Origin of the sequence: Kordia sp. (genome assembly GCF_050633145.1) — a bacterium.
Lineage (GTDB): Bacteria > Bacteroidota > Bacteroidia > Flavobacteriales > Flavobacteriaceae > Kordia.
Genome location: NZ_JBOEFY010000015.1, coordinates 94,912 through 114,993, shown reverse-complemented (window position 1 = coordinate 114,993; position 20,082 = coordinate 94,912). Strand labels below are relative to the sequence as shown.

General features: G+C 32.8%; 24 protein-coding genes and 2 pseudogenes. 8 read left to right on the top strand and 18 right to left on the bottom strand.

What is annotated here, in order from left to right; all coding sequences use genetic code 11:
* Positions 1 to 64 precede the first annotated feature (64 nt).
* From ACRBBL_RS07845 to ACRBBL_RS07825, 5 genes are all read left to right on the top strand, one after another.
* Complete coding sequence (locus ACRBBL_RS07845) at positions 65 to 490, top strand: cupin domain-containing protein (RefSeq protein WP_431368477.1); 426 nt, start codon at positions 65 to 67, stop codon at positions 488 to 490.
* 164 nt (positions 491 to 654) lie between these two features.
* Positions 655 to 1,560 carry a hypothetical protein gene (locus ACRBBL_RS07840; protein ID WP_431368476.1) on the top strand — a complete coding sequence of 302 codons (906 nt, stop codon included), beginning with the start codon at positions 655 to 657 and terminating at the stop codon, positions 1,558 to 1,560.
* A 123-nt stretch (positions 1,561 to 1,683) separates the two neighbouring features.
* Positions 1,684 to 2,157: a hypothetical protein gene (locus ACRBBL_RS07835; protein WP_431368475.1), complete on the top strand. Its 474-nt coding sequence runs from the start codon at positions 1,684 to 1,686 to the stop codon at positions 2,155 to 2,157.
* A gap of 10 nt (positions 2,158 to 2,167) precedes the next feature.
* Positions 2,168 to 2,620 (top strand): DUF4174 domain-containing protein, encoded by a 453-nt coding sequence (locus ACRBBL_RS07830; protein WP_431368474.1) that lies wholly within the window; start codon positions 2,168 to 2,170, stop codon positions 2,618 to 2,620.
* Position 2,621: 1 nt separating this feature from the next.
* Complete coding sequence (locus tag ACRBBL_RS07825; protein ID WP_431368473.1) at positions 2,622 to 3,590, top strand: hypothetical protein; 969 nt, start codon at positions 2,622 to 2,624, stop codon at positions 3,588 to 3,590.
* 10 nt (positions 3,591 to 3,600) lie between these two features.
* Here the strand turns inward: ACRBBL_RS07825 and ACRBBL_RS07820 are convergent, their stop codons facing one another.
* Complete coding sequence (locus tag ACRBBL_RS07820; protein WP_431368472.1) at positions 3,601 to 4,359, bottom strand: DUF481 domain-containing protein; 759 nt, start codon at positions 4,357 to 4,359, stop codon at positions 3,601 to 3,603.
* 179 nt (positions 4,360 to 4,538) lie between these two features.
* On the opposite strand from ACRBBL_RS07820, the gene ACRBBL_RS07815 reads away from it, so the two are divergent.
* Positions 4,539 to 5,648 carry a DUF2911 domain-containing protein gene (locus ACRBBL_RS07815; RefSeq protein ID WP_431368471.1) on the top strand — a complete coding sequence of 370 codons (1,110 nt, stop codon included), beginning with the start codon at positions 4,539 to 4,541 and terminating at the stop codon, positions 5,646 to 5,648.
* A gap of 187 nt (positions 5,649 to 5,835) precedes the next feature.
* On the opposite strand, the gene ACRBBL_RS07810 is transcribed toward ACRBBL_RS07815, so the two are convergent.
* The 4 genes and pseudogenes from ACRBBL_RS07810 to ACRBBL_RS07795 all read right to left on the bottom strand — a co-directional run bounded on the left by ACRBBL_RS07810 (position 5,836) and on the right by ACRBBL_RS07795 (position 9,241).
* Entirely contained in the window at positions 5,836 to 6,207 is a 372-nt protein-coding gene (locus ACRBBL_RS07810; RefSeq protein WP_431368470.1) for a VOC family protein, read from the bottom strand.
* A 388-nt stretch (positions 6,208 to 6,595) separates the two neighbouring features.
* A pseudogene (locus ACRBBL_RS07805) lies at positions 6,596 to 7,507 on the bottom strand (ATP-dependent DNA helicase RecG); the annotation flags it as partial.
* A 2-nt stretch (positions 7,508 to 7,509) separates the two neighbouring features.
* Positions 7,510 to 8,690 (bottom strand): annotated as a pseudogene (locus ACRBBL_RS07800) (DEAD/DEAH box helicase); the annotation flags it as partial.
* An 89-nt stretch (positions 8,691 to 8,779) separates the two neighbouring features.
* Positions 8,780 to 9,241 carry a hypothetical protein gene (locus ACRBBL_RS07795; protein WP_431368469.1) on the bottom strand — a complete coding sequence of 154 codons (462 nt, stop codon included), beginning with the start codon at positions 9,239 to 9,241 and terminating at the stop codon, positions 8,780 to 8,782.
* A 305-nt stretch (positions 9,242 to 9,546) separates the two neighbouring features.
* Here ACRBBL_RS07795 and ACRBBL_RS07790 point away from each other — a divergent pair, with 305 nt between their 5' ends.
* Positions 9,547 to 9,918, top strand: coding sequence for a DUF1842 domain-containing protein (locus tag ACRBBL_RS07790; RefSeq protein ID WP_431368468.1), 372 nt, complete (start codon positions 9,547 to 9,549; stop codon positions 9,916 to 9,918).
* An 82-nt stretch (positions 9,919 to 10,000) separates the two neighbouring features.
* Here ACRBBL_RS07790 and ACRBBL_RS07785 read toward each other — a convergent pair whose 3' ends face one another.
* The 11 genes from ACRBBL_RS07785 to ACRBBL_RS07735 all read right to left on the bottom strand — a co-directional run bounded on the left by ACRBBL_RS07785 (position 10,001) and on the right by ACRBBL_RS07735 (position 18,258).
* Positions 10,001 to 10,531 carry a hypothetical protein gene (locus ACRBBL_RS07785; protein ID WP_431368467.1) on the bottom strand — a complete coding sequence of 177 codons (531 nt, stop codon included), beginning with the start codon at positions 10,529 to 10,531 and terminating at the stop codon, positions 10,001 to 10,003.
* 69 nt (positions 10,532 to 10,600) lie between these two features.
* Positions 10,601 to 10,852 carry a GlsB/YeaQ/YmgE family stress response membrane protein gene (locus ACRBBL_RS07780; RefSeq protein ID WP_431368466.1) on the bottom strand — a complete coding sequence of 84 codons (252 nt, stop codon included), beginning with the start codon at positions 10,850 to 10,852 and terminating at the stop codon, positions 10,601 to 10,603.
* Positions 10,853 to 10,937: 85 nt separating this feature from the next.
* Positions 10,938 to 11,336, bottom strand: a complete 399-nt coding sequence (locus ACRBBL_RS07775; RefSeq protein ID WP_431368465.1) for a hypothetical protein — start codon at positions 11,334 to 11,336, stop codon at positions 10,938 to 10,940.
* A gap of 108 nt (positions 11,337 to 11,444) precedes the next feature.
* Positions 11,445 to 12,323, bottom strand: a complete 879-nt coding sequence (locus tag ACRBBL_RS07770; protein ID WP_431368464.1) for a tetratricopeptide repeat protein — start codon at positions 12,321 to 12,323, stop codon at positions 11,445 to 11,447.
* Between the two features lie 140 nt (positions 12,324 to 12,463).
* The gene (locus ACRBBL_RS07765; protein ID WP_431368463.1) at positions 12,464 to 13,120 is read right to left on the bottom strand and encodes a hypothetical protein; all 657 of its coding nucleotides are present in this window, start codon (positions 13,118 to 13,120) and stop codon (positions 12,464 to 12,466) included.
* Positions 13,121 to 13,198: 78 nt separating this feature from the next.
* Positions 13,199 to 13,549 carry a ribose-5-phosphate isomerase gene (locus tag ACRBBL_RS07760; RefSeq protein ID WP_431368462.1) on the bottom strand — a complete coding sequence of 117 codons (351 nt, stop codon included), beginning with the start codon at positions 13,547 to 13,549 and terminating at the stop codon, positions 13,199 to 13,201.
* Between the two features lie 128 nt (positions 13,550 to 13,677).
* Positions 13,678 to 15,192 (bottom strand): M20/M25/M40 family metallo-hydrolase, encoded by a 1,515-nt coding sequence (locus tag ACRBBL_RS07755; protein WP_431368461.1) that lies wholly within the window; start codon positions 15,190 to 15,192, stop codon positions 13,678 to 13,680.
* A 36-nt stretch (positions 15,193 to 15,228) separates the two neighbouring features.
* Positions 15,229 to 15,942 (bottom strand): hypothetical protein, encoded by a 714-nt coding sequence (locus ACRBBL_RS07750; RefSeq protein ID WP_431368460.1) that lies wholly within the window; start codon positions 15,940 to 15,942, stop codon positions 15,229 to 15,231.
* Between the two features lie 52 nt (positions 15,943 to 15,994).
* Positions 15,995 to 16,669, bottom strand: coding sequence for a hypothetical protein (locus tag ACRBBL_RS07745; protein WP_431368459.1), 675 nt, complete (start codon positions 16,667 to 16,669; stop codon positions 15,995 to 15,997).
* A 436-nt stretch (positions 16,670 to 17,105) separates the two neighbouring features.
* Positions 17,106 to 17,489, bottom strand: coding sequence for a DUF3037 domain-containing protein (locus tag ACRBBL_RS07740; RefSeq protein WP_431368458.1), 384 nt, complete (start codon positions 17,487 to 17,489; stop codon positions 17,106 to 17,108).
* Positions 17,479 to 18,258, bottom strand: coding sequence for a HipA family kinase (locus ACRBBL_RS07735; RefSeq protein WP_431368457.1), 780 nt, complete (start codon positions 18,256 to 18,258; stop codon positions 17,479 to 17,481). The genes ACRBBL_RS07740 and ACRBBL_RS07735 overlap by 11 nt, the downstream gene beginning before the upstream one ends.
* An 80-nt stretch (positions 18,259 to 18,338) precedes the next feature.
* Between ACRBBL_RS07735 and ACRBBL_RS07730 the strand changes: the two genes are divergently transcribed.
* Positions 18,339 to 18,608 (top strand): hypothetical protein, encoded by a 270-nt coding sequence (locus ACRBBL_RS07730; protein ID WP_431368456.1) that lies wholly within the window; start codon positions 18,339 to 18,341, stop codon positions 18,606 to 18,608.
* Position 18,609: 1 nt separating this feature from the next.
* On the opposite strand, the gene ACRBBL_RS07725 is transcribed toward ACRBBL_RS07730, so the two are convergent.
* Positions 18,610 to 19,242, bottom strand: a complete 633-nt coding sequence (locus tag ACRBBL_RS07725) for a class I SAM-dependent DNA methyltransferase (RefSeq protein ID WP_431368455.1) — start codon at positions 19,240 to 19,242, stop codon at positions 18,610 to 18,612.
* Positions 19,243 to 19,246: 4 nt separating this feature from the next.
* The gene (locus ACRBBL_RS07720; RefSeq protein WP_431368454.1) at positions 19,247 to 19,963 is read right to left on the bottom strand and encodes a DUF6090 family protein; all 717 of its coding nucleotides are present in this window, start codon (positions 19,961 to 19,963) and stop codon (positions 19,247 to 19,249) included.
* Between the last annotated feature and the right edge of the window lie 119 nt (positions 19,964 to 20,082).

Below are 20,082 nucleotides of genomic sequence, written 5' to 3'. Positions count from 1 at the left end.
AATTTTTTATTCAACTTGTATTTGTTACATTAGTTTCTTAATCAGCGCAACTAATCATTCCAAAATGAACAAACCATACCTATCACTCGTTCTCTTATGCATATTATTAATTGCTTGTAAATCTAATACAGTCAATAAAATAGAAGTTACAACACTTGCTAAAACCACTAAAAGTTGGAACGGCGCGCCACTTCCAAATTATTCCGAAGGAACTCCTGAAGTCACAATTTTAAAAATAGTGATTCCGCCAAAAACAAAATTGAATTGGCACAAGCATCCTGTAATCAATGCAGGTGTTTTACTAAAAGGAGAATTAACGGTAATTAGTAAAGCCAATGACACATTACACCTAAAAGCTGGCGAACCTATTGTAGAGCTTGTAAATGCATGGCACTATGGAGAAAACAAAGGTGCTGAACCTGCGGAAATCATTGTTTTTTATGCTGGAGTAGAGAAAACACCTATTACTGTACTAAAGACAGAACATTAAGAATTGATTTTATTGATGAAATAAATTATCAATCTAAATACTAAAAAGTCTTTCCATTTCGAAAATGTTATTTGATTTAATTACTTGAATATTAAAGCAATAAATACTTTTGATTTGAGTTCATATTCATATAGCTTTAACTAACAATCGAAAAACTAACATATATGTATTCTCTAACTAAGTATCTATTTTTCAGTTTGCTCATTTCTTTTGTAGGATATGCACAAGAAGCAGCCGACAATCTCAAGTACATCGGACAAAAAACACCATCGTTGACACCAGAAATATTTGCTCCCGATTTGATTTCTAAAAAAAGTGAATATGAATTTGGTTCTGTATTTAACAAAGCTGCAACTGCATTTTATTATGGTGTAGATACTGGAAACAACACTGAAATACGATTTACAGAACTAGTTGGAAATAAATGGAGCAAGCCAAAAACAATTTTATCAAGCCAAAAATATGGTTTCAATGATCCGTTTTTATCTCCTGATGAAAAACGATTGTATTTTATATCACAACGATCATTAGATGGGAAAGGCGCAAAAAACGATCATGATATTTGGTATGTTGAAAAAATAGGAGAAAAGTGGTCCGAACCCATCAATGCAAGTTCAAACATCAATACAAAAAATGATGAATACTATATTTCCTTTACAGAAAATGGTACAATGTATTTTTCATCAAACAAAGGTAATTCTAAGAACAGACAGAAAAGTTTCGATATTTATTATTCAGAATACAAAGATGGAAAATTTCAAGAAGCAGTAGTGCTCAGTGAAGCGATCAATACAAAATATTATGAAGCAGATGTTTTTATAGATCCTAAAGAACAGTATATTATTTTTTGTGCAAATCGCCCAAAAGGATTGGGAAGAGGTGACTTATACATTAGTTTTAAAAATACGGATGGTACTTGGACAAAATCGATCAATATGGGCACTAAAATAAACACAAAAGGACATGAACTATGTCCCTTTGTTTCTAGTGATGGGAAGTACTTCTTTTATACCAGCAATCAGGATATCTATTGGGTGAGTACAAAAGTTTTTGACGAATTGAGAAAATAAAGAAGTATTCCGTCCGATATAAAATTTGAAAAACATTATGGTTATATAACAAAAATGAGCTATGCTTTGCTTTCGCTGAATATTCTTAATAACTTTAAAGAATACTTTGATAAAGCAAAACTCATGAAAAAGTCAATTTCTCTAGTACTCCTTTTAGCATTTACACTAACCGCGTATAGTCAAAACAAAACAGCATTAAAATATACATTTAACAAAGAAAATGTAGTTGCGAGTGCTTTTGATGGTACATGGAAACACGAAGCAGAAGATGTTACAATTCTGGTTGAAAAAGATACAACAGCAGTCAGTTTAGTACCTGAAAAGTATCATAAGGACTTAGCAGGAAAAACCATATATCACGCTGGATTTTTGACATTATCGAGTAAAGGAAAAGAAATGAAAGTTTTGTTCATTTTAACAACCATTCATGGAAATCCTCATGTAGTAATGTTTAGAGATCGAAATGGTGTTACTTATGGAGATTCAGAATCTTTTAATGTCTTTATTGCCAAAGGGAAAACCAAAGAAACAGATAGGTTATTTATAGGTGGTGATTTTAATAATCAAGAATTTCGTGAACTCGTTAGAATAGAATAATGACTTCTTTATGAAAATAGGATTTTACTATATTTTTATCATACTATCTTTTGGATGTATGAATTCACATGCGCAAGATCTCAATAGCCATCAATGGGAAAATAGAATCATCATTGTAAAAACAACCGATATTGCTTCTGAGAAGTTTCAAGCGCAACTGAATGAATTTAAAAATGTAGCCAACGAAATGATTGAGCGTAAATTTGTATTCTATATGATTGTTGGAGATGATTTCACATTCATCAATTATAAAGATCTTACTTTAAATAATGTAGGGAAGATTTACGGAAAACTAGCTAAAATTCTAAATGATAAATACGACTTTGAAATAATTCTTATTGGGTTAGATGGCGGAATTAAGTTAAAACAAGTGGAAGTCATCACATACAAAAAGCTTTTTGATAAAGTAGATTCTATGCCAATGCGTAGTAATGAAATAAGAAGAAAGCAAAAGAAAAACTAACATGTACAAACAATTTTTAGTCATACTGATTTCTATTTTTATAAGTAACTTTTCTTATGCACAAGAATTTGAAAAAGTACATTTCAGCAAAACAGATGCATCAAATTTATATGTCAGTGATGGCAATAGTACGGAGTTGTTTTATTTAAAAATGGTTCCTAAATCAACACCAATTGGAGTTCTTGTTGTATTACCTTCGGGAGGAGAAACGGTAGCGGATTTACAAAAGCAAATTCAACTTCCGCAATTGGCATATACACATAACATACTCACTATTATTCCGTCTATAAATTGGGGAACGGAAGACAGAGAAGCCGAACTCAACATGTTAAATACCATCTTTAAACAAATCATAAAAAAGCATAAAGTATCAAAAGATAATTTTGTGCTTGGCGGTTTGTCAAATGGAGGAATGATTTCGTTACGGTATGCAGAAATGTCTAAAAAGGAAAAGAATAAAACAGTAATCATTCCAAAAGGTGTTTTTGGTTTGGATGTTCCTTTAGATAAAGCACATTTATATGAATATTGTGAACGGGAAATTAAACGAGATTTTTCAGAAATAGGAGTAAATGAAGCACGTTGGATTATAAATAATTACAATGAAACGTATGGTGGTTCGCCTAAAGAATTCCCTGAAGCATATGTAAAAGCATCTATTTATTCCAATGGTGTAAAAAATGGTGGAAATGCGTATTATCTTAAAGATATTCCTGTGAGAATGTATACTGATTTAGATGTCGATTGGCTTATAAATCAACGAAGAAGAGATTTGTATGATTGGAATGGAACTGATATTGTTGCGATGATTAATGATTTAAAATTGATGGGAAATAAAGATGCAACTGTCATTGTAACTACAGGAAAAGGTGTACGACTAGATGGCACTAAACATCCACATTCTTGGTCAATAATGGACAATCAAGATTGTATGAATTGGATTTTAAAGTTATTTACAAAGAAAAAATAACAGCTTTTTATTAATAACTCTTCAGTGTAATTCCAAAAGTTAAAAACTGATCTTCTTGCTTCTGATCTTTTATCACCAGACTTTCAAACGTATGTAAATAATTGACTTTAAAGTTTAAAAACTTCCAAATAGGCAATTCGATACCAACATCTGCACGCCAACGAAAATTATTACTATATCTTAGTGACGGTTGAAAAAAACTTTCGTGACTTAGAATAACTTTATCCTTAAATAAATGATATTTTCCGTTAATCCAAATTGTACCTCGTAACGTATGAATAGATCGATCTCCGTTATATTCTGAAAAGTTAAAATCTGTCATTGAAAAGTTAGTACGTTCATATTCACTTGTCAGCGAAACTTTTAACCAACGTTTTTTGTCTGTTAAAATTTGATAGGTAACGCCACCACCAACAAGATAACGCAAATCAATTTCTCTACGGAAATTAGTACTTACAAAACCTAGTACTAACGGATAAAATCTTCGTTCAGGATTTAGATATAAAAAATTCAAGCTCAAAATATCTTCGTCGGCCTTTTCTTTTCCAAACTCTTGGTAAACATAAGAATTCTTTGTCTTAAAAACCCACTTTCGAAAAGGAGTAAAAGCTACTTCCGACTTAGCTCTAAAAATAAACGTATCTACATTTCCGCCTTGCCAAAAACCTGTCAAAGACAGATCGGCTTTTAGTTTAAGAGAATCGCTTTCGTTGATTTGTGCTGTTAGGAATACGGGAAAAAATAACAACCAATATACTATACTTTTCATTTCAATCTCACTCTTAATTCGTATTTTAAAAACGTCGAAATATACTAAACATTTAATTACCAATGCGCTTTCTTACAAATGTTAATTAACATACTTTTCTACAAGATTAACAAAGCTATAACAAGTCTGCACAGTTTGAAATTTTAACTTGCCTATAAACCTAATTAACACCAAAAAATATGAAATCAAAAACTACCTTAATAGGAAGTATATCCCTTTTTGTCTGCTTTCTTTTCGCTACAACTTCTTTTGCACAACTCAATACACCTCGTGGAAGTCAAAAAGCATCCGTTTCTCAAACTGTTGGAATATCAGAAGTTTCCGTAACCTATTCAAGACCTAGTGTTAATGGCCGTGAAATTTGGGGAAAATTAGTTCCTTATGGAATGAATAACTTCGGTTTTGGAACTGCAAAATTATCACCTTGGCGCGCAGGAGCCAATGAAAATACAGTCATTACTTTTACACATGATGCTACAGTAGGAGGAAAGCCTATAAAAGCTGGAACCTACGGATTGCACATGGAATTGAAAGAAAGTGGAGATGTAACTATCATTTTTTCGAGCAATAGTACAGCTTGGGGAAGTTATTTTTACGAGCCTTCTGAAGATGTTTTACGTGTAAATGTTTCGTCTAAAGAAATTCCGCATGTAGAATTATTAACGTACAATTTTATTAGTGTCGACGCAAACTCTGCAACTTTGGCTTTGCAATGGGGAAAGAAAGAAATCCCTTTTAAAGTTGGTTTTGATGTGACAAATATTGTGTTGGCAGATATTCGTAAGAAAATGCAAGATCAACCTGGATTCAATCGTCAAACTTGGGAGCAAGCTGCTAACTATGCTTTAAACAATGGCGGCGATTTAAACGAAGCCTTAAAATGGGTTGATGGTGCAATTGCGGGACAGTTTTTTAGCAAACAAACTTTTGCGAATACACAAATCAAAGCAGCAATCTTGATGAAGCAAAACAAAAAAACAGAAGCTTTAGCTGCAATGGATGCAGTATTACCAACAGCAACTGTTTTTGAAATTCATCAATACGGACGTCAATTAATAGGACAAGGAATGAACGATAAAGCATTGGAAGTCTTTAAATATAACGCAAAGAAAAACAAAGGAACTTGGCCAGTACACTACGGATTGGCAAGAGCATACTCCGCAAAAGGAGATCATAAATCTGCTGCAAAACACTTGAAAAAAGCATTGGCAAACGCACCAAATGCGGCAAGCAAAGGTAGAGTACAAGCAAACTTAGATAAAGCTAATAAAGGAGAAAGTATCAACTAATACAAACAAAAATTGCTATGAATGAAGAGTAGTCACCGTCATTCATCTTATAAAAAAAGCGTCTATTTTGTGAATAGACGCTTTTTGTTTTTTATACTAAGAGCGCTAGCGATCTAATATTCTAAAAGCGCTAGCGAGTCTAAGAGCATTAGCAATCTAACAATCCAAAAGCGATAGCGCGTCTAAACTACACATGTTGATCAAACAAAATAGTATTGCCATCAGGATCTGTAATCACAAAATTTGCAGGTCCAGTCGTGTTTTCGTCAGCTTCACTAGAGAAAGTAACGTTTTTACCTTTTAATTCTTTTTGAATATCTCTAATATCCGTGAACGATTCTAATGGCTGTGCATCTTGTGACCAACCAGGATTAAACGTCATAATATTATTTTCAAACATTCCTTGAAACAATCCTATTACGGTATCACCATTTTTCATAATAAGCCAGTTTTGCTCAATATCTCCATGGAATTTAGTGAATCCTATATTTTCATAAAAAGCTTTGGAAGCGTGAATGTCTTTTACAGCAAGACTTATCGAAAATGCGCCTAATTTCATATTGTTTTGTTTTGGTTGATATTAAAGTTGATTAAATGTACAATTTTTTGTGGATTTGTTTTTTGTGGATCTGTTAATTTGTTATTCATACTATGAATCGTCATTACGAACGAGAGTGAGGTAATCAGTTTCAAACAATATTCTATTTTACTCAGAAACAGATTGCCACGAATTTCTTCTAAATTCTCGCAAAGACGTTTCAAAAGCCCAAAAACTCCAACAACAAAGAAAGTCTAAGAGCAAAGCGATCTAAAAACGTAGTGATCCAAAAGCGCTTGCACTGAGCGGAGTCGAAGTGAAGCGAGTCTAAGAGATTCCTGCCTACGCGGGAACAAGTCTAACAGCGAAGCGATCTAACATCTAACAGCAAAGCGGTCTAACATCTATATCAGCTAATATAATTCCAAATATTCTTATGCTTTACTAATTGCGCAAACGTATAACGAACGGCTTTGTGTTCTGGTAACATCAAATTCGGATCGGCTTTTAAGACTTGTAAGGCAAAATAACGTGCCGTTTTCAAAATATCGTTGTCTTTTACAATGTCTGCAATTTTGAGGTTTAACACACCACTTTGTTGCGTTCCCATGATATTCCCTGGACCGCGTAATTTTAAATCGACTTCTGCAATTTCAAATCCATCGCTGGTTTGTACCATGGTTTCCAAACGTGTTTTTCCATCGGCACTTAACTTATGACTTGTCATGAGAATACAAAAACTCTGTTCTGCACCACGACCTACACGACCGCGTAACTGATGCAATTGTGACAATCCGAAACGTTCGGCACTTTCAATAATCATTACGGAAGCATTTGGCACATTTACACCAACTTCAATCACCGTTGTTGCGACCATAATTTGGGTTTCACCTTTGATAAAACGATTCATTTCAAAATCTTTATCTGCAGGTTTCATTTTTCCGTGTACAATCGAAATTTGAAAGTCTGGCATTGGAAATTCTCTCGCAATACTTTCATAACCGTCCATTAAATCTTTATAATCCAACTGTTCCGATTCTTGAATGAGTGGATATACAATATAAATCTGACGCCCTTTGGTAATTTCGTCACGAATAAATTTAAACACTTTCAAACGATTGCTATCATACCGATGAACGGTCTTAATAGCTTTTCTGCCAGGAGGCAATTCATCAATCACAGAAACATCCAAATCGCCATATAAGCTCATGGCAAGCGTTCGTGGAATTGGAGTTGCGGTCATGACTAAAATATGTGGCGGAAATGTATTTTTATGCCATAATTTAGCGCGTTGTGCGACACCAAAACGATGTTGCTCATCNNCCAAGATTTTGGAATTTCACTTTATCTTCTAAAATGGCGTGTGTTCCTATAAGAATATGAAGCGAACCGTCTTCTAACATTTCATGAATTACACGTCTGTCTTTTGTCTTTACAGAACCTGTTAACAGCTTTACCTTTAATCCTAAGGGTTCAACTAGTTCCATGATGCCATTGTAATGCTGAATTGCTAAAATCTCCGTAGGCGCCATGATACAGGCTTGAAAATCGTTGTCAATTGCTAATAGCATTGCCATGAGCGCGACAATTGTTTTTCCTGAACCAACATCACCTTGCAACAAACGATTCATTTGTGCATTGCTGCCTAAATCGTTTCGAATTTCTTTAATCACACGTTTTTGTGCATTGGTCAGTTCGAAAGGCAGGTGATTCGCATAGAAATCATTAAACTTTTCACCAACTTGATCGAACGGAAAGCCTTTAATTTTAGTTTTATGGATGAGGTTTTTGGTGATGAGTTGTATTTGAATATAAAAAAGCTCTTCAAACTTTAAGCGATACTGCGCTTTTGCCAGTAATTCTTGACTTTTTGGAAAATGAATATTGAACAAGGCTTCACTTTTCGAAATCAGTTTGAGTTCACTCAAAATAGTAGGAGGCAAGGTTTCATAAAACTGCGTGCGCGATTCTATGAAGAGTTGTTGCATCAACTTATTAATAACTCTGTTGGTAATGCCTTTGTTGCTTAACTTTTCAGTTGATGGATACACAGGTTGCATTGCTGTTCGTAAGCTTTGCTCGTGTTCTTTGAGTAATTCCATTTCTGGATGTGGCATCGAAAACGTTCCGTTGAACCAATTGGTTTTTCCAAAAATGACATACGGTGTATTGAGTTTTATGCTGTCTTTAATCCATTTATGACCGCGAAACCAAACCAATTCCATTTCGCCAGTATCATCTACAAAAGTGGCAACCAATCGTTTTCCACGCTTTTGTTGCACCATTTTAATATGAACAATCTTTCCGACAACTTGCACTTCAGAAGAATTCCGTTGCAGTTCATTAATCTTAAAGTAGCGTGTTTTGTCTATATACCGATTTGGAAATAGGTTGATAAAATCTTGATATGTATGTATTCCTAGCTCCTTACGCAGTAAATCGGCGCGGTTTGGACCAACGCCTTTAAGGTAATCTATAGGAGTTTGTAATACATTTCGATTCATCAATTCAAAAGTAAGGGATTGACCAAAGTTTCACAAATAATAAAAATGTTCTTTCGTGATATTAAACTTAATTTAGTATCTTTTTTTAATTACATTCTAAAAGTAAAAATTTGATATTTACTGCCATCATCAATGGTGTAGACTCTAGCTTCATAAAGTTCATTTTTATAACTAAAGAAAATAGTTCCATCTAAACATTTCATTCCATAAGATATATTCTCTGTATAGTGAAATTCTTCAAGCTCAATATTTTTCCAAACAATTTGATGATTTGCAGCTTGATTTAAGAAGTTGTTATAATCTTTTTTTCTGTAATATTCCCATTCAGAGTCAGTTATAGCAAGAATTTCATCTTTATAGTTTTTAGCAATATTATCTCTAATAGCTTGATTTTTATAGGCTTTCAAAGAATAATAAGAATTTAAAAAACCATCAAATTTTAGGGTATCCAAGCTTTTTAAGAGGTTAAAAGCTCTTTCCTGAATTTCTACTTCTTTATTCGCGCAGGAAATACACAAGAATAATGAAATAATTGCAAGATAATTTCTCATGTTTTATCGTATAATTTTTATAGGTTGATCAAATGTAAACTATAGCGGATTGTAAACCAAAATTGATCAACACATACATACTTAAAAACTGAATTGCGTACTAATACCTGTACGATATACAATTTCAACGTTTTTAGCAAAGTACGTATTTTCTACCTCAAAAATATTTGTGTATCGAACGACATTTGTAATGTAATCATAAAGAAATAAATCAAACAGAGTAGCTACCATTAGTATGATTGCAGAGGCGAAATCCGAAAAGCCATTTTTTAATAGAGTAGGAACAACATTTAAATTAAATCATTATGTCAACACAAATAATCAGAGGTACTATGGGAAGTACTGTAAACTTAAACTCAGCAATTATTAAATTCAATTTAACAGCTGGTTCAGATCGTCAAGTTCACGGAAGTGTAGAAGTTACGTTAGGAAATCCTGAAGATAAACCATATAAAGGAAATGTAACAGGAACACTTTACCCAACAGGTTTTGGAAAGTTTGACAAGGTAGTTTCTATACATGGAGACCTTCCATCTCATAACCCATTAACACCATTAAATTTTCCTTTCAGCGCAAATATGGCTTTAGAAGCTGATGGTGATGGTATAGGAGGATTTAACTTCAGAGGAGAACAACAAGAAGAACTTCCTATTACATACAAAAGTATGGAACTGTAAGTTATATGTATCTAAAAACCAATATCACTGCTTATTGATTAAGTTTTGATATTGGTTTTTATTGTTATGTGATATTTTCAGATTAGTGATCCCAATTTTGATTCTTTTCATGGGCAATCACTTTGTGAAGTTTCAGGTAAATATTTCCGTTTTTGAGCTTTTTAAACGTATATTCAGATTCGGTATGAAATTTATGTTCAAACGCATATTCTCCATCAAATGTCAGCGTATACATTCCATTATCTTTGACACTCCAAGTTCCTTTTCGGATATGTAAAACACCATTGCCGCAACCGTAAAATTTAGTTAGGTCTTTAAAAATGATAGTCCCATCTTTTTTAAAATCAAACGTATATAGACCAAAATCAACTGAAGGTTTCTCTGCTTTCAAGGCAAATCCACTTTTTAAATAGGTATAAAATGAGTCTACATAATAGCTATCTACAATTTTATCTGTTTCAAATTTTTCTGATGTTTGTACCGTTTTTGGCACAATTACTTTCGAAGTTTCAACAATTGCTGTATTGCTTGCAACAATTTTTTCTTGTTGTTTATCGCAAGCTATGCAGAGAATGCAAACTAAAATTAAAATGATGTTGGTAAAGCGTTTCATGTTTTTGTATTTCGGTTTCAATAGTAATGCACCAAATATTGTACCATGAAGTATAAGTATTTAAAATGATTACTTCTTAAAAAGATTTGCCACAAACAACACTACAGAAGCTCCAATTGCACCTTTTAAAATGTCTGCGAGAATGCTATTGATACCATTAAACCAATTGATATTTAATTCTTTAAATAACCAACCAGCAACAATACCTCCAATAAGACCTAATATGATATTGAGTATGATACCAAATCCGCCGCCTTTCATCATTTTTCCAGCGAGCCAACCAGCAACGCCACCAACTAATAAAGAATAGAGTAATCCCATAATTAAAATTTTTAAGTTGATTTTAAAGATAGCTAATTCATAACTAGTAAGCAATGAATATTTTGTGAGTTATGCACTGAATTGTTTACAATAAACCTACTTTTCTGTAATACGCATTCAAGCGATCTTGTTCTTCTTGGTCATGAATATGCACGATACTGTCTATGAGTCCGTCTGTGTTTACATGTAGTTTCTGTTTGCAACGATGTGTATATTTTTCGCCTTTATGCGTTAGATAATCTGTGAAATGCACATAGTATTCAGCATCATTGATGGTTTCAATGTTACTTTTTCCCCATTCTAGTTCATCAAGTTTCTTTCTGCCTTCAATCATGTTTTGCTCGTAGGACTGACAAATATCTTTTGGACCAATAAGAACATCTTCTCCAATAACATATTTACAATCTTGACTGAGTAGTTTCATGGTTACATCAAATGCATCAGCATCTAACGATTGCCCAAATTGTATTGCAACTTCTTTCATTTTGAGATGTTTTTGATTTGTTTAATAACTGTTACAGAGAACAGATTTCTTATAAGTATTCAGCAGAATGTTATCACGAATTTATAGCTTTTAAAATAAAACTAAAAATCATTCTATTTCTTTCAAAATGTCTTTGGCATATCCTGAGAATCGTTCATCACCATTTTCAATAACATAATTATAGTATTCTTTCGCTTTCGATATTTGTTTTAATTGTACATACGCATCAGCTAAATTCAATCTCAAAATCATGTCTTTTGGATTTGATTTTAATCCTTTTTCAAAAAATGGAATAGCTTCTTGATACTTGCCCAACTCTAACATGCAGACACCTATGTTTGAAAGTAAAATATAATTTGTTGGATAGGTTTCTAGTGCTAATTTTGAAATATTTAAAACTTCGCTAATATCAGGATTAGAAGCCTGAAACATTGCATTTATATATGATTGAATCATACCTACAAATTCATCTTCCGTCTTTTTAATAGGCTCATTGTTGGACCATAACCATTTTCCGCTATTTACGCTATTTCTTTTAACAATAGATTTTACAGATGTTATAAATTCAGTATTTATAGCCTTTTCTAGTAAGGTTGTTGAACGACCAATATACATATCAAGTCTATCCTTATTGATGGAAATTCCTTTCGATAGATATTTTTGAGAAAGTATAAATAATGAATCACTTTTATTAACAGATTTTAAAACCTCAGAGACAGAGATAGAATCATTATCCGTAGCAATGATTGTTCCTCCTAAAAATTTGGGTCCATCAAATTTCGCTTTACTTTGAACCAAATAATAATTAAAAAGCGCGACAAACATTTCTGGATTATTCGGTTCAGCTTTCTCCCAATTCTCTAAAAAGTCTTTGGATTCGCTAATTTTTCCTTTTTCGCAAATTTCAGTAAATTGTTCATTATAGTTTTGAGCAAAAAGATTTGTGCTTAAAACTAGACAACTTAAAATGATTATTTTTTTTAGCATTACAGACTTTTTATCGGGTAAATAATAGCGCTTTAGTATTCTAAATGTATGAATTTTGAATCGAATACTAAAGTAACACGAATTTTTAATTGATAAGTTAATGCTATAATAAGAGTTATTTTAAACCTACTTTTTCTATGTTAATTCGCCCGTTTCATTACAATTTCGCGAAGAATTGGTTTTGCTTTTTGAGCACTTTCCGAAGAAGTTTCAATAGTAACATCGCCTAATAAATCCATAAAGTTATTCATCATTGCGTCGTCTGGCAATGCCAAATTTCCATAAATATTACGTTTTGAAAGTGCTCCATCTTTCCAATCAATACTACCTGAATAATCCCATTCAAATCCAAAAAACGCAAATGATTTTTTATTGAGGACTTCAAGTTCTTTCATTGAGGTTCCAATGGTAATTCCTTCTTTGGTTTTCCAATCTGTATCTTTAGTAAGAATTCGTATGTATTGAAGTTTGTTGATTTGTAATGAATCGTCTTCCCATACAAATTCCACTTGATTTTTTGAATCAGGAAATAACAAGGTCATTTTATATTCGCCCATTCCTTCAGGATAATACCCAACAGATCGTTTTACATGTTTTCCGTATACTTTTTTAAGCGCTTCTTCCGAATCAAATGATAATAGACTGTCTAAAGGATAGTCAATTTCTGAAACATCTTTTATAGCAACTTTCGTAGTCGTTTTTGTGGTTTCTGCTGCTTTTGTAGTTGACTTTTTTGTTTCATTGGCACAACTGCTAAATACGAATATGATGAGTAAAATTTGAATTATATTTTTCATGGTTATGAATTATGTCTAATAAATCTTAAACAAAGATACTTTTTATAAAATATGGTTTATATATACGAACTTAAAGAATCAATTAAACCAAACAGCATAGCGTTTTCTGCGTAATTCTAAAGCGATAAACTTTTCAGCTTGTAAAGCTTGGTAGCGCGTAGGTAACGGATCAATATGATTGTACAAACTAGGACGTAAATACAAACCGTATTTTTCTACAATATTAGAAGAGAGTTTGTGCCCTTTTTTATTACGATATCCTGTTTTGTGCTGTTCAAAACGTTCTTTCGGTGTTTTACTCGTCATTCCCACATACAAACATTCTAACACACCATTAAACTGCGGATTCGCCAAACGAAACTTAGTATTTTCTGTAAACACTTTTTTCGAAAGCTCTACTACATATATACGGTATTCTGTTCTTGCCATGAGTTCGTATTGAGATGTTTTTTATATTTAGGTATTAGGTATTAGGTAATAGGTATTTGATTGTGTCAAATGTGGCGAATCTAACAATTCTAAAAGTCTAAAAATCTAAGAGCACAAGCAAGTCTAAATCATAATTTCATCGACAAAATAGCCAAACAAATTTTAATTCCTTGTGAAATATTTCCAATGCGAATATTCTCGTTCGGATTGTGCTGATTGTTGTCCATATTTACCATCGGAACAATAATCGCAGGAATGTCCAATACTTGTATTGCTGGCGTAATTGGAACTGTTCCGCCCATGGTTCTAATCATGATTGGATCGTTGCCAAATTCATTCGAAATCGTTGTACGTAACTTTTTACCAATAAACGAATTGATATCCGTTCTAAAAGCGTTTACACCAGCGTTTGTACTAATAGTTGCTATTTTGGCATGTTTCAAACGTTCTGCATCTGTTGGTTTGCGATCTAAGACTAAATATCCTTGTGCTTCAATATGTTTGATTACTTTTTGTAATTGTGCTTCTCCATCAGTTTCTTTTACCAAACGAACATCCAAATACGCAGTTACAATTTCTGGAATGATAGTTTTTAAACCTGGACCTTTCCATGACGTTTCAATATGACGCACATTCAACGATGGATATTGCAATGCTTCTTGATAGTTTTTTCCAACATTATCAGGTTTTGAAATTCCTAAACTTTTCTGAATCTGAACATTATCATCAGGAACCTGTGCTATCAATTCTTGTGTTTCTTTATCTAAGGTAATTCCATCATAAAAACCATCAATAACCACTTTTCCTGTATCATCTTTCATGCTTGCTAGCAAATGCGACATTCTAAATACAGGATTTGGCGCATAATTTCCGTAATGTCCGCTGTGCTGCGGTAATTTGGCTCCGTAAATGTTAATATTACAGGTTGCTATTCCGCGACAGCCAAAAGTCAAAGTTGGTTTATTTGTTGGATGCGCTGGTCCGTCCATAATAATCATATAATCGGCAGCGTATTTATTTTTATAGGTTTCAAGCGTACTTAAAAAACCTTTGGAACGTGTTTCTTCTTGTAAATCGAGAATGATTTTTACATTGTATTGTAATTCTTGTTGTTGCTTCTGAAGAAACTCTAATGCAGACAACATCATGATTATTGGAGCTTTATCATCCGCTGCAGCGCGACCAAATACACGCCAATCAGGATCAATATGTGTTTTGATGCGTGACCAGTTGATAATTTGCCAAACGCCATCATCATCTTGTTCTTTTAACACAGGACGAAACGGATCTTTTTGATTCCACTTCTGTGGATTGACCGCCTGACCATCTAAATGTAAATAGAATAAAATCGTTTTTGCTTTTGGATTTACCTGCTTTTCAGCAAAAAATACAGGTAGCGTAGACGTTTTTAAGACAGAAACCTCAAAGTTTAATTTTTCAAAAGCAGTAGTAACCCAATCCACATTTTTCATCATGTTTGCTTCGTCGGAAGCTACATTTGGAATGCTGACCAATTCGCGGTGTTTCTCTAAAATAGTTGGAAGTTCTTGCTTTATTTTTGCATCCCAATCTGTTTGTGCAACTAGCATGTTTGCGAATAGACAAAGTAGGAGAGAGTGTGAAATTTGGAGTTTCTTTTTCATTATTACAACGCTTTTTTTTAGTGCGTAAATATGTATTTATAAATATCGATATTCTGCAATTTCCCATTCGTGCATGATTCCAAATTCAGAAAGTGATTTCGCTTTTTTATCAAATTTAATAACAGTTGTTTTATCTTTTGTGCCTTCTTCCTCATTATCTAACACTTCTTCTTCATTCGAAATATTTCCTTTGGTAATGACAATTTCATTCTTTGTAAAGTCGAACACACAAGTTTCAGTATCTCCAGAAGCAGCGTGTACACTATTACTTTCCGAAAATATCATCATAAATTGATTTTCTTGAAGTTCAAATACATATCGAACATCAGAACGTGTATATTGCTGTGAAATAATCAATTGATTGGCTTTAACAATAAGTTCAGGTTCTATCATGGAAGACATGCCGCCTTCATCCGATCTTGGAATAAACACATTGTTTTGCGTATGTACTTTAAGTGTATCATCTTCATGTAAAAATACAAGCACAATGCGCGCTTTGCTTAGAGAAGTTGGACAATCTGTACATCGAATTTCTATAAAGTCTTCTTTTGATTCTATCACAATTGCAACATCATCTTTTCCATCTTTGTTTAAGTCGCCAGTTACTTTCTCAATTACAGACCAATGTTCATTTTTCTCAATAGTAGTAAGTTCTTGCCCAATAAAATCAGGATATTCCGTAGGTTTTTCTTGTGCCAGTATCACAAATGTATTGAAAAACACGGTGAATAAAAGGATCTGTCTTTTCATGATAACATACTGTAGTTTTTAGTAATTACTACTTTCTCCACCAAGATACTAATTATAAATAAAAATACTCAGCAATTTTCCAATCATGCATTTGCTTAAATTCAGATAGTGCTTTAGGTTTCACTTTTAATTTGACAATTTTTATGCTTTCTTCTTTTGAAGAAATAGGACTCGTTTTTCTGGTCACAATGCCTTTCGTAAAATCATACTTGTCAGATTCTACTATGCTAATGGAAGACTGTACAACTGTGGCACGAACAATATTCAGTTTAGTATCTTGAAGTTTGAACTTATATGAAAAAAAAGAGCGAGTATATTGTTGGAAGATGATGAATTCATTATTTTCAATAACAATGATTGGTTCTATATCTAATTCTTTATGACCTTCATTTGCTCTTGGTATAAAATCATTATTTTGTGTATGTACAATCTGTTTTCCTTTATTATATAATAAGACCAATACAATTCTTGCTTTGCTTTTACTAATATCGCAATCATCGCACCTTTTCTCATTTACATAATCTTTAGATTCTAGCACGAGCGCCATATCTTTTCTTAGATCATCATTGAGATGTCCAGAAACTTGGTCTAAGATGATCCAATCTTTATTTTTTTTAATAAAAGTAAAGTCTTGTCCGACAAAATTTGGATAATTAATCGGCTCATCTTGAGAATAACCATAGGTTACAAAGAATAATAATAGTAAGATGTGTATTTGATTTTTCATGATTAGTATTTTAGTAATAAAGACTAAAAGTAATCGGATTACATCTTTGGAAATATAGTAAAATAGTATTCGTATGGTTTACGGTGTCAAGTGTTAAGTTTGTTCTAGTATTTGTAGAATATGTTTGTGCGATTAACGAAAATTAAATTATAAATGTTGAATTCTAAATTTTAAATGGAAAAGTATTTTTACCAGAAACCAAAATAAAAGTACTTTTCGATACAATTTTTTCAAAAATTACTCGAAGTGACGCTTTGAAAATGTTAGGTTTATAACGAATATACAAATCGACAAAAGACAAAATGACGAATGCGGATAACGAAAATTAAATTATAAATATTGAATGCTAAATTTTAAATGGAAAAGTATTTTTATTAGAAACCATAAACCAACACCCAAAACCTAAGACCCAAAACCTAAGACCCAACACCTAAAATCACAACACATACTTCTCAAAAATATCGTCCAATTCTCGCTGCGGATCATCACACAAACCAGCATGTGTAGGCGAGCAGAGAATCATGGTACTTTTGGAAGCTGCCAGCCAACGAAAACGATCAGAACGTTCAAAAGTTCCTATTTTTCCACCGTGTGGTGCACCTTTGCAGATATTTTCCCAAGCATGGAGATAGGTATTTAATTCATCGCTTGTAATTTCGCATGAAAATGCAGCCAGTTTTTTAGCGTCTACATGATATTTTAGCGCTAGAAACTTTTTTCGTTTCGAGAATACAATTACTCCAATATTGAAGAATTCTTCACGCTCAACTTTGGGCATGAATCGTATAATGGCGTATTCGAATGTCACTTTATCTTGCATCTTCCGCTTCTTTTACGAGTGAATTAATCATAGCTAATTTAGCTTTTAAATACTGAATATACGCGTTTCGCATCTCGTCAGGAGACAAATCATCTGCTTCGTGTTGCAACCAATCTTCTGGAATGGTATGAATGATTTCTGTAATTTTTTCTTCTGTAATCAGCGTTTGAAACTCTGCTGCAACTTCCTTTAATTTCGTTGCTTGCGCCAACAATACATGATCTTTTATGAGTGGAAACGTACGTGTAAGATGATTTTCCCAAGTTGTCCAATTGTGATGAAAGTAGAAACTCGCACCATTATCAATAACCCACAATTCATTATTCCAATGGAGTAAGTTGGTGTTTTTTACTGTTCTATCAATATTACTGATGATACTGTCTAATAAAACCACTTTTGAAGCTGTGATTGAATCTACAGTAGTGACCAAAGGATCAAACGTAATGGCACTCGATAAAAAATGCAATCCTAAGTTTAATCCGACACTAAACTTTAGTAAATCTTGAATTTCCTCATCAGGTTCCGTTTTACTAAAAGAATCGTCTAAATTCATAAAAACCAATTCAGGAATTTTCAATCCAATTGCCCGTGCCAATTCGCCGCCGATCAATTCAGAAATCAACGCTTTCTTTCCTTGTCCTGCGCCTCTAAACTTTAGTACATACAAAAAATCGTCGTCTGCTTTTACAATGGCAGGAAGAGATCCGCCTTCACGTAAGGGTTTTATATACTGAACCACATTTACGGTTCTTATATCAAGTGTATTCATTGCTGCGAAGATATAGAAAGTTCAGCATTCATAAAACGTAGTTTATAGGAAGTTCTATTAATTTTTTATCTTTGAGCATTATGAAGAAAATTCTTGGTTTCTTGTTATTGGCAGTTGGTGGATTTATAGCAATATCATTGTTTGAACAAATACCTCCAACCATTGAAAAATTTAAAGATACTTCTAAAATAGAAGCTAAAGACCCTGATAATTATCTACTTGGAATTGTAATTGCTGGTGTGTTGCTTTTAATTATTAGTATGACTGCTATTTACTTTGGTTTTCAAATGCTTAAGAAAGCGTATGCAGAAGTTAAGATTCCTCAAAAAGATGAAACTATTAAAAAATAAGTTACTTTTTTGCATTTAAAATTGTGTGAATTTCTACCGAACCATCAGACTTTATGTATTCTTTTTCTACACTGGAAAATACTTGAAAATTATTTGCTTGTAATGCTGTTTGAATCGTTTCTAATTCGTGATAATAAAAATATGCTCGATCGCCTGTACTTCCTGAAATAAAGCCAGAATCTGTATACTTTCCTGCGACAAAACTCAGATATAAAATACCATTTTCACTGAGCAAATTATAACAATCTGTAATAAACTTAGCGCAATCGTTTTTTGAAAGATAAGGAATGATAAATCCGCACATAATTCCATCAAATTGTTGATCTAACTGAGTTATATTTCGACAATCCATAACTGCGCAAGTCGCTTTAGGATTATTTTTTTGTGCTAACGTGATCATATTTTGAGAAACATCCGTCGCAAGAATATTGCTATCAGGAAGTAATTTAGAAAGATGTTGTGTAATATTTCCGGGGCCGCAACCAATTTCTAAAATAGAAGCATCTTTTTTTTTAATCGCTTCAGAGAAGATGGTATAGGTATCATTATACAACGTTAAATCCATAAAAATGCCCTCATATAATTGAGCAATTTTATTCCACGTGTTGAATGTTTCCTGATACTTCTCTTGCATTTTTTTATTTTTTTGCTTCTGAAAGTCGAATGATTTCTTTCATATAATTTTCAATACTATTTTCATTTTGAATAGCGCTTACAATATTTCTATTGTAGTGTTGTTGGCGAAACAGTATATTGATAAATACACGATCTTCTACGAGTTTAAAATTTTCTTCACTTTTTAAATCTACAAGATTTCCATGATTAATTATGTATGGTTCAAGTGTATGCGACCAAAGTGTGATGTCTATATTCACACGTTCTGTATAATTTTTCAATTCATCTTTCCACGATACCAGATAATTGCGCAGTGTATCATTTTGAATTAAATTAATATCGCCAGTACTAATCAATGATTCTACAACACCATTTGATGGATAATATGCATAACCGCCAGACATGCCTTGTACATATCGATATACAGAATCTCTACAAGCTGGAATGTGCATTTTTTTTAAATTTCTAAACACTATCTGTCCAGAATTAAAGGTTCTCAATTGGGCTTCTTTTATAGGAATAAATGAAGCCAGATTCTTTGAAAACTCTTTATTTAATTGACTTAAAATGGCTTTTTCTTTGATCCGACCTTTTCGTTTTTCATTCCAAGTATTCACCTGTAACGCGAGTAATATTCCAACCATCACAAGAATAATTTCGCCAAAAGCATACTTCACATACTTTCGAACATTATTTTCTTTTAAACTTTTATCGCGTTTCTTTCTAAACAAATTGAGCATACAGAAGTTATTTTACTCAAATGTAACAACTTTACAAACAATCTTCAAGGAAATAAAAGCAAGTGTTTAGCAGCTCAGTATTCTATAGGAGTGTCACAATTCAAATAAGATATGTTAAC